Here is a 14,628-nt window from a genome sequence, read left to right on the forward strand (position 1 = left end):
TTATTTAAGGAGTTTCTTTTTGAGGTGTTCGATCATGTCTACCGACATCGATTCGAGGTCGTAGTCGGGTTTCCAGTCCCATTCGGCACGGGCACAGGAGTCGTCGAGCATATCGGGCCACGAGTCGGCGATCTGCTGACGCACGGGGTCTATCTTGTATTCGGCCTCGAAGTCGGGGTAGAATTTTTTGATTTCGTGATAGATGATTTCGGGGTCGAAGCTCATCGAGGCGATATTGAACGAGTTGCGGTGTTTCAGTCGCGAGGGGTCGGCTTCCATGAGCATGACCATGGCCTTGAGGGCATCGGGCATGTACATCATGTCCATGAACGTGCCGGCCTTGACGGGGATTTCGAACTTCTCGCCTTTGACGGCTGCATAGTAGATTTCTACGGCATAGTCGGTGGTTCCGCCGCCCGGCAGGGTTTCGTAGGAGATGAGGCCGGGGAAGCGTACCGAACGGGTGTCGACTCCGTAGCGGTAGAAGTAGTAGTCGCTCAGCAGCTCGCACGATACCTTGCTCACGCCGTAGATAGTGCGGGGGCGTTGGATGGTCTCTTGCGGGGTTTTCATCTTGGGCGACGAGTCGCCGAATGCCCCGATGGAGCTGGGCGTGAAGAGCGAGCATCCTTTTTCGCGCGAGATTTCGAGCAGGTTGAGCACACCGCCTATCTGGATGTTCCAGGCCAGCAGAGGCTTCTTCTCGGCTTGGGCCGAAAGGATGGCTGCCAGGTTGTAGATGGAGTCGATTTTGTATTTGTCGACGATGGCGGCTATCTGGGCGGCGTTGGTTACATCGGCGACTTCGAGGGGACCGCCGTTTTTCAGTTCATCGCTCAGAGGTACACCCTCGATATATCCGGCTACGACGTTGTCGCTGCCATACTCGCTGCGGAGTTTTGTCATTAGCGCCGACCCTATTTGTCCGGTCGATCCGATTACAAGAATTCTTTTCATGTCTATGCTACCTTTTTGATCGGGTTGATGTGCTTTGATAGATTTATTAAGGTTCCTTGGGGCAAATATACACAAATTTTGTCGCCGTTGTTATTTCGAGTGAGATTATTCTTTCGTGTCGGTTGCGTTATTTTTTCACGGTGTATATGGTTCCTTTGAGCACGCCGTGCGACTCGATGAGGTTTTTCTGGCGCAGGTAGAGCAGGTCTTTCTTGAGGGTATTGATGGATATGGTTTTGAGTGCGTGGGCAATGTCGCCTACTTTGGCCGGCTCTTCCCGTTTGAGAAAGGCGAGTATCTGCTTTTGCCGGGCGTTGAGGTAGACGGGCGTGCCGGACTCTGCGACCGGCGATACCGGGGGCGCTGTGGGCTGGGCGGGTACGTCTGTTTCGGCTTGTCGGGGCAATGCGGTGGTCGCTTCGGCTTGTTCGGGTATGAGGCTGTGCAGCGATTGCAGCCAGGTGTCGCACAGGAACAGTACCCACGGTGTGATGTTCTCTTGGGTCGAATACCGGTTCTGTTGCCCTCGTTTCAAGGTTTGGTAGTAGGTGGTGCGCCGTTGTTCGATGAAGCTGTCGATCGAGATTTCCCGGGCCCACTCGTAGCGGTTTTGCAGCATCAGCAGGGTGGAGAGGATGCGCGAGAGTTCACCCTTCCCTTCGCGGAACGGGTGTATGGAGATGAACTCGTAGGCAAAGGCGGCAATGACGACGAGCGGGTGGTGGCTGTGATGCGTGAGTTCACGGTTGGTCCACTTGACCAGGTCACCTATTTCGCTGTTGACCGACCCCGTGCGGCTGCGGTTGAAAAGTGTGGGTGCCTTGTAGTCGAGGAAGTTTACCGCAGCCGGGCGGACTGTGCTCGCTTTTCCCGGACTGTTGTTCTTTCCGTGGGGAAAGAGGGCCGTGTGCATGGCTACGATGGTATCTTCGCACAGCGGATATTTGCGGGCATCGGCGTAGAGTGCATTGAGTATGGTGTTGTAGCCGGTAACCAGACAGGCCCGTTTGTCGGGCGTATCGGATGGTTGGGCGAGTATCTTGTGAATCAGGGACGGAGAGCAGGGCATATTTTCGAGAGCCAGCGAGGCTGCAATGGTGGCCTCGATGGTTGGTTGCAGGGTTTCGTGCCGGGGTATCGTCTCTTTTCGACGGGTATGCCAGGCCGCCGTGAGGCTATCGATTGCCTGTAATTGGTTTTGTAACTCTTTAAATTCTGGTTCAGAGGGGTTTATTTTGCAGAATATATCCATAATATATCTATATTTTATACAAATATAGGGTGCTTTAATCGACTCTCCAAGCGGGAAAATCTTTTTTAGTATTTATTGGGTGACAGGCAGGGGGTGACGGGAATGGAATAGAGATGTGCAGGAGGGAGGAGGGTAGTTGCGGTTTCGTCGAGGGCGGGGAGTGGACGGTAATCGTGGGGACAGCGGCGCGGATATGCGGATAAGAGAACACCCCGACTCTTCATGCGGATGCAGAGGGTCGGGGTGATTGATGGGTTGTGCAGTCCCGACGGGAGTCGGGGTCGTATGGGGTTACTTGCGGCGCTCCTTTCGGGGGTTCGAGCTGCGGCGTTCGTGTTTGTAGCGGCTGTCGGCACCGCCTTTGCGCGGTGAGCCGTAGCGCTTCTCGCCCTTGCGGCGGCCGTCGCCTTCGCGCTCTTTGCCTCCTTTTTTACGGCCCTTGGCGGCGTAGTCCTTGTCGGTGGCAATTTCGGCATAGATGCGGTGTCCGTAAAATTCGTTCCCCTTCAGGGCTCCCACTACTTTCTTGGCGGCACCCTTTTCGACATCGAAAAGCGAGTAGGCGGGCAGCAGGTCGATGCGGCCGATATTCACACGTCCGGGCACGAGCGAGTTGATCATCTCGATGAGGTTGGGCGGGAAGAATCCGTGAGCCTTGCCCAGGTTGATGTAGATGCGTTCGAAGCCCTCCTCGGCCGTGCGGCTGTCTTTGTTGCGACCTTTCCGCCCCTCTTGGGCCCCTCCGTTTTCGGCTTTGGGTTTACGGGTATTCTCGTCGGGCAGGTCGAGGTCGGGGGTATCGCGGTAGTAGTCGATGAGTCGGTTGAACTCGAGCGACACGATGCGCTTGATGAGGTCCTGTTCGTTGAGCCACCCCAGTTTACGCGAGATGTTGGGCAGGTATTTGGCAATCGCCTCTTCGTTGACCTTCACCTTTTCGATGCGGTCGGCCAGATTGAAGAGCTGTTTCTCGCAAATCTGTTCGCCGGTAGGCACCAGACCACGTTCGAATTTCTTGCCGATAATCTTCTCGATGGCCCGCATCTTTCCCTTTTCGCGGCTGTGGATGATGGCGACCGATACGCCCGATTTACCGGCCCGGCCGGTGCGGCCGCTACGGTGGGTATAGGTTTCGATGTCGTCGGGCAGACCGTAGTTGATGACGTGGGTCAGGTCGGTCACGTCGAGCCCCCGGGCGGCCACGTCGGTGGCCACGAGCAGCTGCAGATTGCGCAGGCGGAACTTCTGCATGACGGCGTCGCGCTGAGCCTGCGACAGTTCGCCATGCAGCGAGTCGGCGTTGTAGCCGTCGGCGATGAGCTGGTCGGCAATCTCCTGGGTTTCGCGCCGTGTGCGGCAGAAGATGATGCCGTAGATATTGGGATAATAGTCGGCGATGCGTTTGAGAGCCTGGTATTTGTCTTTGGCATGCACCATGTAGTAGACGTGGCGCACGTTCTCGGCCCCCTCGTTGCGGCTGCCCACCACAATCTCCTGCGGGTTGTGCATGTAGGTGCGGGCAATCTGCTCGATTTCGCGCGGCATGGTGGCCGAGAAGAGCAGCATTTTGCGCTCCTGGGGCACCTGGGCGAGGATGGCGTTGATGCTGTCGAGGAATCCCATGTTGAGCATCTCGTCGGCCTCGTCCATGATGACGGTCGAAACGTGGTCGAGCCGCACGGTTTTCCGCTCGAGCAGGTCGAGCAGGCGGCCCGGCGTGGCCACGATGATGTGTACCCCCTTCTTCAGAGTGCGTATCTGGCTCTCGATGCTCGAGCCGCCGTAGACGGGCAGGATGGTGAGTCCGTCGATGTATTGCGAGTAGTCGGTGAGGTCGCCGGCAATTTGCAGGCAGAGTTCGCGGGTGGGCGAGAGAATCAGCGCCTGAGGCTGGCACAGCGAGCGGTCGATGCGTTGTATCACGGGCAGGCCGAAGGCAGCCGTCTTACCCGTACCGGTTTGGGCCAGAGCCACCAGGTCGGTCTCTTCGTTCAGGAGGTGGGGGATTACCTGCTCCTGTACGGGCATGGGGTTTTCGTATCCCAGTTCGGTAATCGCTTTCAGTATCTCGTCGCAGATACCCAGTTCTTGAAATGTTTTCATCTATACAGTTGTCAGTTTTTTTGCTTTATCGCAGGAGCACAAGGGCTTTCTTCGTCCTCAAACGGGGCTAAGGGGAGAGGGTGTGCAGAAATTTTTCGTACGCCACGAGTTTGGTTTTCGCCGGCAAAGGTACGAAAAAAACGCAATATACCGCGAAGGGGATACACTCACTTCGATGTGGTTTTGTGTCGGGGGGGATATTGGGCCGCTTGTAGGGCGGACCTTTGCGGTAAGGACCGGCGGTCCCGGACGGAAATCAGTGCAACAGATATTGTTTCAGCTGTTTCCGCTTTTCGGGAGTGACGCCCAGCTCCTCTTCGAGGTAGTTGTTGATAGAGCCGTATTGCTGGCGTATATAGTCGCGGGCATAGGAGAGGAAGCGGCTGTCGGCGGTCTGGATGAGCGAGAGGGCCTCCTGGGTGCCGTCGCAGCAATCTTTCGGGTCGAAGGCCGTGCGGCGTTTGTCGAAGTAGCGGTTGGAGAGCAGGTAGTCGTTCATGATTACCTCCTCGGGCATGTCGAGGGCGCTGAGCAGCAGCGATACGGCAAAGCCCGTGTAGTCCTTGCCGTTGACACAACTGAGCACGATGGGATAGTTGTCCTCGACCAGCAACTGGTTGAACATCGACTTGAAGGCCCGTTTCGAGCCCGATACCATGGCTACATAGAGGTCTTGCATGAAGAGGTTGGCATCGCCGCGCCGCAACTCTTCTTTCTGCAGACGGGGGAGCAGGTTCTGCCGATAGTGGAGAGCCCCCGGCAGGTTGATGACGTTGTCGAGCCCGAGCTCGGGGCTGGGCTTGATGACATCTTCGCTGTCTCTGAAGTCGATAAGCGTTTTTATGCCCATGTTTTTGAGCCGGTTGATGCTGCTTGCCGTGAGGGTATTGAATTCACCCGAACGGAATATTTTGCCCCAACGCAATTGCTTGCCGTTTTTCGAGGTGTATCCGCCCAGATCTCTGAAGTTTTCGATATATTTCAGCCGTTCGGCCCGGGCTCCCACGATGTGGTCGTCGTGCCCGTTGAACCGTAGCAGGAAGTAGGAACGCTGCGAGGGGATACTGTCGGGGATAAGAGTATAGCCGGTTTGAATGCTGGCTACTTTTATCGGGGGCTTTTCGGTATCGAACCGCTCGGGGTCGGTCGATTGGTATATCTGCACTTCGCCTTCGATTCTCGGAGTCGTCTCCCACTTCAACAAATAGTTGTTTTGCGGGTCGATTTCGCAAGCCACGTCGATGTCGGCGCTATGCGTAGCGCAGGCACTCAATGCGAGGAGCAAAGAACAAAGTTGTAGATAGCGCATATCTGTATCCGTGATGAAGATTTAGTGCAAAGATAAGACTATGCGATAGTTAGCTGTTCGTGGGTTTGTTTTATTTTAGAATATTTATAGGGAATTTGTACTATCTTTGCTTGTGTAGCCCGATGCAAAATCGGGATCGATGTAGTTGTCCATGCTCTGGCATACGGCCGAGGCGAAATCCATGCCGTATCGGATAATGGGGGTCCACTCATCGGGGGTAAGGGTGTAGAGGCGTTCGAGAGTAATCTCGTGTCGGATAAGCCCGAAGAGGATACCGGCATTGAACGAGTCGCCGGCACCGATGGTACTCACGGGTGTAACGGGTGTGGCCTCGAAGTGGCGGGTCCCCTGATTGCAGAAGAGTTCGGCCCCGGCACTGCCCCGGGTACAGATGAAGTTGGGGCAGTAGAACTGGATATGGTCGGTATAGATTTTCTGCGGTTCGGTCAGGTGAAACAAGTTGTTGAAGTCTTCGACCGAACCTTTTACCAGGTCGGCATATTCGAGATTCTCGAGAACCGAGGGCATCAGCTTCACCGCTTCATGGGCGTGGGTGTTGCGGAAGTTGGGATCGTAGTAAATGATGGCTTTACGCTCTTTGGCAAACTCGATGAGCTCGCGCACCTTGTCGCGCAAGGCTACGTTGAGGGCGAAGTATGAGCCGAAGACAACGATGTCGTCCTGCTCGATGCGGGGCCACACAAAGTTGAGTCTCTCTTGCGGGAACTGGTTGTAAAACATGTAACGGGCCTCGTTCTTTTCGTCGAGGAAGGCGAGCGAGATGGGGGTCTTCCCGTCACAGAAGATGTCGAGGTTTTCGGTGGCTACATGGTTTTTCTGCATAAAATCGAGAATCATGTCGCCCACTGTGTCGTGCCCGATTTCGCTGATGAAGGTGGCTGGAATGCCGAGCCGACCCAGCGAGATGAGGGTGTTGAACGTAGAGCCTCCCGGCACCGCATGCGAGGGTTGCTGGTTGCGGAAGATAATGTCGAGAATGGATTCGCCTATTCCTATGATTTTACGCATGGTATTGTGGGTGTTAACCTTTTTTCTGACTTTGTTCGCGGGAGCGGGTACCCAGATAGCCGCCGTGGTGGCGCAGGGCATACTGATGCACGTCGAAGTGGGTAGCCTCCATGGCACCTACTACCAGTATATCGCCGATGACGGTCATAAGTGTGGTCGATGTGGTGGGGGTGAGCCCGAGGGGGCATACCTCGCCGGGAGCTCCGGTGAAGAGGCAGACATCGGCCCGCTGGGCGAGTTCGCTCTGGTTGTTGCCGGTGATGACGATGAATTTCAGTTCGGGCATCAGGTTGGAAGCCAGTTGGAGCAACTCGAGTATTTCGCGCGTCTTGCCCGAGTTCGAGATGACCAGCATCAGGTCGTTCTTCTGCAAGATGCCCAAGTCGCCGTGTTGGGCCTCGCTGGGGTGGAGGAATACGGCCGGGATACCGGTTGAGCAGAAGGTTGTGGCGATGTTCATGGCAATCTGTCCGGCTTTGCCCATACCGCTGGTTACGAGCTTGCCGCCCTTCTGGTGCACTTGCTCGACGATGAGGTTGACTGCTTTTTCAAACTGGTCCGAGACGGGGATATCGAGAATGGCTTGTGCCTCTTTGTGCAGGATATCCTGTATTTTTTCGTTGAAATTCATGTTTATAGTAGATAGGGTTAAGACATCATCTATAAAATTGTTACAAAAATAGTGAAAGGCGAGAGCAGAGGCAAGTGAAAATGAAATTTTCAAACTTGACTATGCCGAGCCGCATCCTATTTTCTGCAAAAATAGTGAAAGGCAGGGAGCAGAGACCGATGAAAATAAAATTTTCAAACTTGACTATGCCGAGCCGCATCCTATTTTCTGCAAAAATAGTGAAAGGCAGGGAGCAGAGACCGATGAAAAAAAAATTTCAAACTTGACTATGCCGCGCCGCATCCTATTTTCTGCAAAAATAGTGAAAGGCAGGGAGCAGAGACCGATGAAAATAAAATTTTCAAACTTGACTATGCCGAGCCGCATCCTATTTTCTGCAAAAATAGTGAAAGGCGACGGATTTGCGGGGTGTAGCGGCTATTTTTTTCGCAGCTCTTTCCCCTCGAATCGGCAGATGGCCTCTTTCCATTCGTCGCTGATGGCAGCTGCTGTACCGGCTTTGACATCGAATCCCACCATGACGGTGCGGCATACCCCTTTTACCTGTCCGGTTTCGGTGTTGACAATCTGTTGTAACAATTTGAAACTGCGGTTACCTATTTCGGTGGTGCAGGTTTGCACGGCAATAGGTTCGCTGGGGTAGGTGGGCGATACGAAATCGGCGTTGACGTTGGCGATGACGACGTCGGCCTTCTTCCAGTCGATGTTCTGGGCCTTGACCGCTTCGAAGTAGCGCGATTTACCCAGATCGTAGAATGCGAAGTAGACCGAGTTGTTGACATGTCCCAGCAGGTCTACGTCGTTGAAGCGCAGTTGCAGGGGCAGCGTGTGGTGGAATATCGGGGTTTCGGTAGGTTCCATAAATCGTATTTTATCTGAAAACAATATTGTCGATGACCGGGTGGCCAAACTCTTCGGTATAGCGGCGCAGCAGTTCGTTGCGCAGCATCATCAGCTCGTTGCGCAGCACAGCCGAGGACAGGTGTACGTAGAGGGTGCGGTTGCGCACCTGCAGCGATTGGGTGTAGGCGTTTACCGTTTCGCCGGCAATCTTGGGCCACAGGCGTATGAGCTGGGTCTCGTCGAGCTTTTGCCCCATGTCGTTTACGTCAATAAACTGGGCGATAATCTCTTTGATGGATAGCGGTTCCTGCTTCTTCATAACATGTTTCCCTCCAAAAGGTTGAACTCTCCGTCGGTGACGGAGAAGATGCTGTATGGCGACCCGATCGACTGCACGATTTCATCGAGATACTGGCGGTTGGTGTCGGTGATGAATATCTGCCCGAAGTGGTCGGACGATACGAGCCGGACAATCTGCTTCACCCGCTCGGCATCGAGCTTGTCGAAGATGTCGTCGAGCAGCAGCAGGGGGACAGTCTCGCCCTGCTCACGCAAAAAGTCGTATTGGGCCAGCCGCAAGGCTATCAGGTAGGTCTTGCACTGCCCTTGCGAGCCTATGCGCTTCATGGGATAGTCGCCCAGCATCATCTCCATGTCGTCGCGGTGTATGCCTCGGGTGGTGTAGCCGATGGCCAGGTCGCGCTGGCGGGTAGCCTTCAGTTGGGGCAACAGCGGTCCGTCGGCCAGATGCGAGGTGTAGATGAGGTCGGCCACCTCGTTTTGCGAGGCAATCTCGCCATAGAAGCGGCGAAACACGGGAATGAAGGCTTGCAGAAACCGACGGCGGCTTTCGTAGATTTCGGCGGCGGCACTGTCCATCTGCACCTCCCAGATGTCGTAGAGCATCTCGTCGGTGCACTCCTGCCGCAACAGCGCGTTGCGTTGTTCCAGCGCCTTGTTGTAGCGGATGAGGATGCCCAGGTAGGGCTTGTCGAACTGGCTGATGACCTGGTCGATAAATTTGCGCCGCTCTTCGCTGCCGCTCAAAATCAGTTCGTTGTCCGAGGGGGTCGAGAGCACCAGCGGGGCAAACCCGATGTGGTCCGACAGCCGGTCATACTCCTTCTTGTTGCGCTTGAAACTCTTCTTTTGCCGGCGCTTGATGCCGCAATACAGCTCCTCGTCGTTGCCGTTGCGCTCGTAGTATCCCTGTATGACAAAAAACTCCTCGCCGTGGCGGATGTTTTGCGAGTCGGGGTTGCGGGTGTAGCTTTTGCAAAACGAGAGGTAATAGATGGCATCCAGCAGATTGCTTTTCCCCATGCCGTTGTTTCCCAAGAAACAATTGATGTTGGGCGAGAATTGCAAATCTGCCTGGGCGATATTTTTGAAATTGACTATCGATAGCCGGGAGAGAATCATGTCGGGTTTGTCGTTTTGTTTCCACAAACATACGCAAATTTTTTCGGTTTCGAACATAAATGCCTTGCCGAAATAGCCCGGCCCTCCTCCCGCCGCGGGGCAAAAAAATAGTTTCTCTCTGAAGAATCCAAATCAAAACGCAACGTTTTTCGAGTAAGGAAGGAACAAGAACTATGAAAAACACTGCGGGGGAAGCCATAGCGGCGGGGGCGCAAAGCCCCTGAGAGCGTCCAACAGCAATACAAAAAAGGGAGACCGAAATCTCCCTACGATTAATTAATTTTGTATTGCCATGTCAAATCAACTAATCGAAGCCCAAAGATATGAAATATATCTTGGTCTGAAAAGGAAATGGAGCCGTTCTCGCATAGCAGAGGAAATAGGAGTATCAAAATCGACAGTCAGTCGGGAAATCAGGCGCAACTCAAAGCCGGAAGGAGAGTATATATGGAAATATGCTCAGAGGCAGTGTGATAGCCGCAAGCACGGATTTAAGGGCCATCACAGGAAACCGGAAGATCTATGGTGGCGAATTGAGCGCATGATCGAAGAGGAGGAATGGTCTCCGGCCCAGATAGCGGGAGTACTCAGGAAAGAAGGTATCCACATCGCCAAGCAGACCATCTACAACCATGTCCATGCCGATACGACCGGGAAACTGGCTCTGCATATGCCTCATGGGCTCAAATACAAAAAGCGAGGCAAAATCCTGTGTCCGACAAAAGCGACCAATATACCCAACCGCACAAGCATACACGAGCGCCCCAAGGAGGCAGACGGAACCCGATTCGGCGATTGGGAAATGGACACCATCATCGACTCCTGCGGTCATGCCATCGTCACCCTAACCGAACGTTCGACCAATTTCATACTCATGGAAAAGTTGCCTCAGGGACGGAAAGCCCTACCGACGGCCCGGGCGGTCATCCGACTGCTGTTCCCATATAGGCAAACGATACATACGATTACCACCGACAACGGTTGTGAATTTGCAGCACATCAGGAGATAACCAAACAACTCAGCCTCAAAGGTAGGCCGCCAGTTAAGGTTTATTTTACGGATGCTTATTCAGCCTGGCAGAAAGGAGCCATTGAGAATGCAAACAAGCTTATTCGGAAATATATCCCAAAAAAGGCCAACTTTCAGGATTTCTCCGACTGGAAAATCAAAGAGATACAAAAGAAATTGAATCGAAGACCTCGGGAAAAACTTAATTTTGATTCGCCCAAATACAGATTCTTCATAAACGTTTTGTAGTTTTGCATTTGCTGTTGGACTCTACCCTCGCGCTATTAGTGCTTCAACTACAAAAAAATGAAGATGAAATTTTATTTATATAAAGAAATAAGTTACTTTTGTCACTCAATTCCCCGCGTAGGGATTGAACATGAGGATAAAAATAATTAAAAGACAAGAAAAATATGGCAGAAAAAGAAAAAGACGAGCTTGAGAAAATGAACGAAGCTCTCTCGATGTCGGAACAGTTTGTTGAAAAGTATCAGAAACCTCTCTTGTGGGGTCTGCTTATCGTGGTGGTAGTTATCGGTGCCATCCTGGGTGTGCGTCACTTCTACCTGTTGCCCCGCGAAGACAAGGCACAAGCTGCTATGTATCAGGCTGTAATGGCTTTTGAAAACGACTCTATCGACTTGGCAATCAACGGTAATGAAAAATTCGACGGCCTCTTGGCTATCGTCGATCAATATGGCTCGACGGCTGCCGGCAATCTGGCAAACGCCTATCTGGGTCTGGCCTACTACGAAAAAGGCGAATATGAGAACGCCCAGAAATACCTCTCGAAATTCAGCGCCGACGAATCGGTTCTGGCTCCTGCCGTGATGGCTGCTATCGGCAACTGCTTGGTCGATATGGAGAAATACGACGAGAGCGTGAAATATTTCGAGAAAGCTGCCAAGGCTTCGGACAACGCCGTATTCAGCCCCGTCTATTTGAAAAAGGCTGCCGCCGTGTATGAGAAGCTGGGTAACAAAGAGGCTGCCGTGAAACTCTATCAGGAGATTAAGGACAAATATCCTACCTCGAACGACGCCCGCGGCATCGAACGCTACATCGAGCGTGCTCAAAGCAAGTAATCAAGTTTATCTAATCACATAACGATAAGGCCGTCTCTCGCAAGAAAGGCGGCCTTATTTCGAAAAAAAGGAAGGAATAGTTATGGCTACTGCCTATCACAATCTATCGGACTACGATGCCAACAGCATGCCCGATGCGTCGGAGATGCGGGTGGCTATTGCCGCTGCCGAGTGGAATGCCGAGATTACCGATGCCCTGCTGAAAGGGGCTGTCGATACCCTCGTACGCAACGGTGTGAAACAAGAAAACATCTTTGTGGCCCGCGTGCCGGGTACCATCGAGCTGACGTTTGCCTCGCAACAGATGGCCGAGTTTTATCAGCCCGATGCCGTTATCGCCATCGGCTGTGTGGTGCGCGGCGATACTCCGCACTTCGACTATGTGTGCCAGAGTGTGACGCAGGGCATTACTCATCTCAATACCCTCTTCGGTATCCCCTTTATTTTCGGGGTTCTCACTACCGATAACATGGAGCAGGCGCGCGACCGTGCCGGAGGCCGATTGGGAAATAAAGGTGACGAAGCTGCCGTTACGGCGATAAAAATGCACGATTTCGTTTGCAAATTAAAATAAAGCGTATTATCTTTGCACACGCTTTCAGGGCAAATTCCAGAGTGGCCAAATGGGGCAGACTGTAAATCTGCTGGCTTTCGCCTTCGGTGGTTCGAATCCATCTTTGCCCACACAAAATTGCGGAAGTAGCTCAGTTGATAGAGCATCAGCCTTCCAAGCTGAGGGTCGCGAGTTTGAGCCTCGTCTTCCGCTCTACAAAAAACACCCGGTAGAGAATCGCTCCGCCGGGTGTTTTTGTTTTCTGCCGTCTGGGGGAATCGTGATTACAACTGGTTAATCCAATCGGCAATATCTCGAAGAACCTCTTCTGAGCAGGTCTCTTCAATCGTATAGTAATCCAGTGAATTGTTGGTCTGGCAATGCTGAAACAGATGGTTCAACCCGGGATACTCCTTGAACAGGTTCTTTTTATTCTTCTTTTTCAACAGCTCTTGGATGGCATTCAGGTTCGTGTAGGGGATCACTTGCATATCGTTGCTGCCATTGAGAGCCATCACGGGAATGGTTATGCGTGCAATGGTTGGAGCCGGGTCATAATTTATGAAATAGTTCAACCAAATATTCTCGGGTTGAGCTTTTGTTTCATCCCTTACCCTCTGTGCCGTTTGGTTGGCCGGCAGACCGTGAAGCCGTAATGCGGCATTTTGCTGCTCGGCCAGTAGGGTGTCTCCTTTTATTCCAGGTCCTGCCAGGCTTACTGCAAAATCGGCTTTACCTTCGGCGGCCAGCATGAAAGCAATCATGCCGCCCTCGCTGTGTCCCAATACGCCGATTTTACCGAACTTTCCACTCTCTTTCAGCCATTGCAGTCCGCTGGCTGCATCCTCGGCATAATCTTTTGAGGTGCATTCCGTACGGTTGCCGGTCGATTGTCCCACACCTCTGTCATCATAGCGCAATGAAGCGATGCCGTTTTTGGCCAGGTAGTCGGCAATCACCAAGAGGGGTTTATGCCCGAACACCTCTTCGTTGCGGTCTTGCGGGCCACTACCGGTGATCATCAGAACCACAGGCACGTGTTTCTCCGGGGAATACCCCGTCGGGTAGGTTAAGGTACCCGAGAATACGGCATTTGCCTGGTGGTTGGTGAAGGAGACCTCCTCGGTTTGATAATCGAAAGGCGGTAGCGGCTCTTGCGGGCGGTTGGGCTTGTCGATATTGCCCGGCTCCAGATTCATGGGAAATGATACTCCATTCTGGGTGAATACGCCTCTGATTTTATCTTGCACCAGCTTGCCGCTATATGACATGCCGATAGCCGGTAAGTGTAGACTTATGGAGTCTTGAGTAAGCAGGGAAAGATTGACCGGCATATTCATCGCGCCCTGTTGCGGTACATCCATCGTTCCCGAAGGCTTACCGTTCTGGTCTGTACCGAAATGAAAAACGATTCCTAATTTTTGCCCGCCAAAGTCCAGGTTGCCATGCCAGCTCCCGTCGATGCCTTGTGCACATGATATTGTCGCATATACCCACGCGGCAAGTATCGGTAGTAAGTTTTTTTTCATCGTTGCTTTTTTGAAATATCTCTTTTTATAAGTATCGTTCCGGTTACATACAGAATACCTGAAAAAATGAGGCTTATGGGGATAAACCAGTAGCCAAGCATGTCATTCATGGATGCGTCCGTCTCCGAAGTATATCCGATGAAGAATTGCTCCTGGTTGTGGAAAAATCCGATGTGGTCGGGTATAAAGACTTTAAGTATCGATAATATGAGGAAGGTTATGCCGAACAAGTACAGGATATACCCGAAATCAGATATTTCCCGGTGCGGAGCATGCAGATGCCTGCGTATTTGACGATTTGGAAAGGATTCCCTTTTATCAGGACTTTTTTTAACTGCGCTTCGGATATGTACGATTGGGCAATTCTTGTCGGGTTTCCCAGTTTGTTCAGAACTTTGCTTAAACGCTCCTCTTCCGGCAGAGTCGTGTTGGGCATCATGCACATGCTTTCGTATATGTGGGATGCCAATTCGTTCAATATGTCGGCTTTAGTTTCATTATCCAATACGTTGAGGGTATGCTCCAGTTCGTGCATGTAACGTAAATATTGTTTGCTGTTTTGATAGTCTGTATTCATGGGATATATACTTAAATTAGTTGTGCTATATGTTCGGTCATATTTAAATAATAGCCCGTAAGATCGTTCATGTATTTTCTCCCGGCCTCTGTAATCTTGTAGTACTTCCTGGGCATGCCGCTCTCTTTTTGTACCCAGTAGGGCTCGATGACCTGGTCTTTACATAATCTCATCAGGATGGGATAAATGGTGCCGTCGGCTACTTCGAACCCCAGTGTCTTCTCTATTTCGGAAGAGATCTGATACCCGTAGCTGTCTTGTTTACTTATGATTAGGAGTACGACAAGAGGCAGTATCCCTTTCTTCATCTGTGTTATCAAGTTGTCTTG

The 14,628-nt window shown here is 52.3% G+C and carries 15 protein-coding genes and 2 tRNA genes; 5 read left to right on the forward strand and 12 right to left on the reverse strand.

The window, feature by feature from the left end:
• The 9 genes from ABGT88_RS01105 to recF form a co-directional block, all read right to left on the reverse strand.
• Nucleotides 1-957 (reverse strand): NAD-dependent epimerase/dehydratase family protein, encoded by a 957-nt coding sequence (locus ABGT88_RS01105; RefSeq protein ID WP_258327628.1) that lies wholly within the window; start codon nucleotides 955-957, stop codon nucleotides 1-3.
• 127 nt (nucleotides 958-1,084) lie between these two features.
• Nucleotides 1,085-2,209: a Fic family protein gene (locus tag ABGT88_RS01110; protein ID WP_346699943.1), complete on the reverse strand. Its 1,125-nt coding sequence runs from the start codon at nucleotides 2,207-2,209 to the stop codon at nucleotides 1,085-1,087.
• A gap of 291 nt (nucleotides 2,210-2,500) precedes the next feature.
• Entirely contained in the window at nucleotides 2,501-4,312 is a 1,812-nt protein-coding gene (locus ABGT88_RS01115) for a DEAD/DEAH box helicase (protein ID WP_258327630.1), read from the reverse strand.
• Nucleotides 4,313-4,568: 256 nt separating this feature from the next.
• The gene (locus ABGT88_RS01120) at nucleotides 4,569-5,621 is read right to left on the reverse strand and encodes a tyrosine-protein phosphatase (RefSeq protein ID WP_346699945.1); all 1,053 of its coding nucleotides are present in this window, start codon (nucleotides 5,619-5,621) and stop codon (nucleotides 4,569-4,571) included.
• Between the two features lie 84 nt (nucleotides 5,622-5,705).
• On the reverse strand, nucleotides 5,706-6,650 hold the full coding sequence (locus ABGT88_RS01125) for a carbohydrate kinase (protein ID WP_346699947.1): 945 nt from the start codon (nucleotides 6,648-6,650) through the stop codon (nucleotides 5,706-5,708).
• A gap of 13 nt (nucleotides 6,651-6,663) precedes the next feature.
• Complete coding sequence (locus tag ABGT88_RS01130; RefSeq protein WP_087407805.1) at nucleotides 6,664-7,281, reverse strand: SIS domain-containing protein; 618 nt, start codon at nucleotides 7,279-7,281, stop codon at nucleotides 6,664-6,666.
• Nucleotides 7,282-7,698: 417 nt separating this feature from the next.
• The gene (locus ABGT88_RS01135) at nucleotides 7,699-8,142 is read right to left on the reverse strand and encodes a thioesterase family protein (RefSeq protein ID WP_087407804.1); all 444 of its coding nucleotides are present in this window, start codon (nucleotides 8,140-8,142) and stop codon (nucleotides 7,699-7,701) included.
• A gap of 10 nt (nucleotides 8,143-8,152) precedes the next feature.
• The gene (locus tag ABGT88_RS01140; protein WP_087407803.1) at nucleotides 8,153-8,443 is read right to left on the reverse strand and encodes a DUF721 domain-containing protein; all 291 of its coding nucleotides are present in this window, start codon (nucleotides 8,441-8,443) and stop codon (nucleotides 8,153-8,155) included.
• A complete protein-coding gene (gene recF / locus ABGT88_RS01145) occupies nucleotides 8,440-9,546 on the reverse strand; it encodes a DNA replication/repair protein RecF (protein ID WP_258327640.1) in 1,107 nt (368 codons plus the stop codon). The genes ABGT88_RS01140 and recF overlap by 4 nt, the downstream gene beginning before the upstream one ends.
• Before the next feature lie 292 nt (nucleotides 9,547-9,838).
• Between recF and ABGT88_RS01150 the strand changes: the two genes are divergently transcribed.
• From ABGT88_RS01150 to ABGT88_RS01170, 5 genes are all read left to right on the forward strand, one after another.
• Nucleotides 9,839-10,804, forward strand: coding sequence for an IS30 family transposase (locus ABGT88_RS01150; protein ID WP_346699950.1), 966 nt, complete (start codon nucleotides 9,839-9,841; stop codon nucleotides 10,802-10,804).
• A 164-nt stretch (nucleotides 10,805-10,968) separates the two neighbouring features.
• Nucleotides 10,969-11,640, forward strand: coding sequence for a tetratricopeptide repeat protein (locus ABGT88_RS01155; protein WP_087407802.1), 672 nt, complete (start codon nucleotides 10,969-10,971; stop codon nucleotides 11,638-11,640).
• A gap of 82 nt (nucleotides 11,641-11,722) precedes the next feature.
• Complete coding sequence (ribH, locus tag ABGT88_RS01160; protein WP_087407801.1) at nucleotides 11,723-12,214, forward strand: 6,7-dimethyl-8-ribityllumazine synthase; 492 nt, start codon at nucleotides 11,723-11,725, stop codon at nucleotides 12,212-12,214.
• 27 nt (nucleotides 12,215-12,241) lie between these two features.
• A tRNA-Tyr gene (locus ABGT88_RS01165) sits at nucleotides 12,242-12,324 on the forward strand.
• A gap of 9 nt (nucleotides 12,325-12,333) precedes the next feature.
• A tRNA-Gly gene (locus tag ABGT88_RS01170) sits at nucleotides 12,334-12,406 on the forward strand.
• Nucleotides 12,407-12,477: 71 nt separating this feature from the next.
• Here ABGT88_RS01170 and ABGT88_RS01175 read toward each other — a convergent pair.
• From ABGT88_RS01175 to ABGT88_RS01185, 3 genes are all read right to left on the reverse strand, one after another.
• The gene (locus ABGT88_RS01175) at nucleotides 12,478-13,722 is read right to left on the reverse strand and encodes an alpha/beta fold hydrolase (protein WP_346699952.1); all 1,245 of its coding nucleotides are present in this window, start codon (nucleotides 13,720-13,722) and stop codon (nucleotides 12,478-12,480) included.
• Between the two features lie 217 nt (nucleotides 13,723-13,939).
• Nucleotides 13,940-14,299: an HAAS signaling domain-containing protein gene (locus tag ABGT88_RS01180; protein ID WP_346699954.1), complete on the reverse strand. Its 360-nt coding sequence runs from the start codon at nucleotides 14,297-14,299 to the stop codon at nucleotides 13,940-13,942.
• Between the two features lie 11 nt (nucleotides 14,300-14,310).
• Nucleotides 14,311-14,607, reverse strand: coding sequence for a PadR family transcriptional regulator (locus ABGT88_RS01185; RefSeq protein WP_258327635.1), 297 nt, complete (start codon nucleotides 14,605-14,607; stop codon nucleotides 14,311-14,313).
• Nucleotides 14,608-14,628 lie beyond the last annotated feature (21 nt).

The organism is Barnesiella sp. An22 (assembly GCF_963931395.1).
Taxonomy (GTDB): Bacteria; Bacteroidota; Bacteroidia; order Bacteroidales; family Barnesiellaceae; genus Barnesiella; species Barnesiella merdigallinarum.

Coding starts and splice junctions, on each gene's coding strand:
- ABGT88_RS01150 (WP_346699950.1), top strand. CDS start 9,839: ATGTCAAATCAACTAATCGAAGCCCAAAGATATGAAATATATCTTGGT.
- ABGT88_RS01180 (WP_346699954.1), bottom strand. CDS start 14,299: ATGAATACAGACTATCAAAACAGCAAACAATATTTACGTTACATGCAC.
- ribH (WP_087407801.1), top strand. CDS start 11,723: ATGGCTACTGCCTATCACAATCTATCGGACTACGATGCCAACAGCATG.
- ABGT88_RS01130 (WP_087407805.1), bottom strand. CDS start 7,281: ATGAATTTCAACGAAAAAATACAGGATATCCTGCACAAAGAGGCACAA.
- ABGT88_RS01115 (WP_258327630.1), bottom strand. CDS start 4,312: ATGAAAACATTTCAAGAACTGGGTATCTGCGACGAGATACTGAAAGCG.
- ABGT88_RS01155 (WP_087407802.1), top strand. CDS start 10,969: ATGGCAGAAAAAGAAAAAGACGAGCTTGAGAAAATGAACGAAGCTCTC.
- ABGT88_RS01120 (WP_346699945.1), bottom strand. CDS start 5,621: ATGCGCTATCTACAACTTTGTTCTTTGCTCCTCGCATTGAGTGCCTGC.
- ABGT88_RS01125 (WP_346699947.1), bottom strand. CDS start 6,650: ATGCGTAAAATCATAGGAATAGGCGAATCCATTCTCGACATTATCTTC.
- ABGT88_RS01110 (WP_346699943.1), bottom strand. CDS start 2,209: ATGGATATATTCTGCAAAATAAACCCCTCTGAACCAGAATTTAAAGAG.
- ABGT88_RS01135 (WP_087407804.1), bottom strand. CDS start 8,142: ATGGAACCTACCGAAACCCCGATATTCCACCACACGCTGCCCCTGCAA.
- recF (WP_258327640.1), bottom strand. CDS start 9,546: ATGATTCTCTCCCGGCTATCGATAGTCAATTTCAAAAATATCGCCCAG.
- ABGT88_RS01175 (WP_346699952.1), bottom strand. CDS start 13,722: ATGAAAAAAAACTTACTACCGATACTTGCCGCGTGGGTATATGCGACA.
- ABGT88_RS01185 (WP_258327635.1), bottom strand. CDS start 14,607: ATGAAGAAAGGGATACTGCCTCTTGTCGTACTCCTAATCATAAGTAAA.
- ABGT88_RS01140 (WP_087407803.1), bottom strand. CDS start 8,443: ATGAAGAAGCAGGAACCGCTATCCATCAAAGAGATTATCGCCCAGTTT.
- ABGT88_RS01105 (WP_258327628.1), bottom strand. CDS start 957: ATGAAAAGAATTCTTGTAATCGGATCGACCGGACAAATAGGGTCGGCG.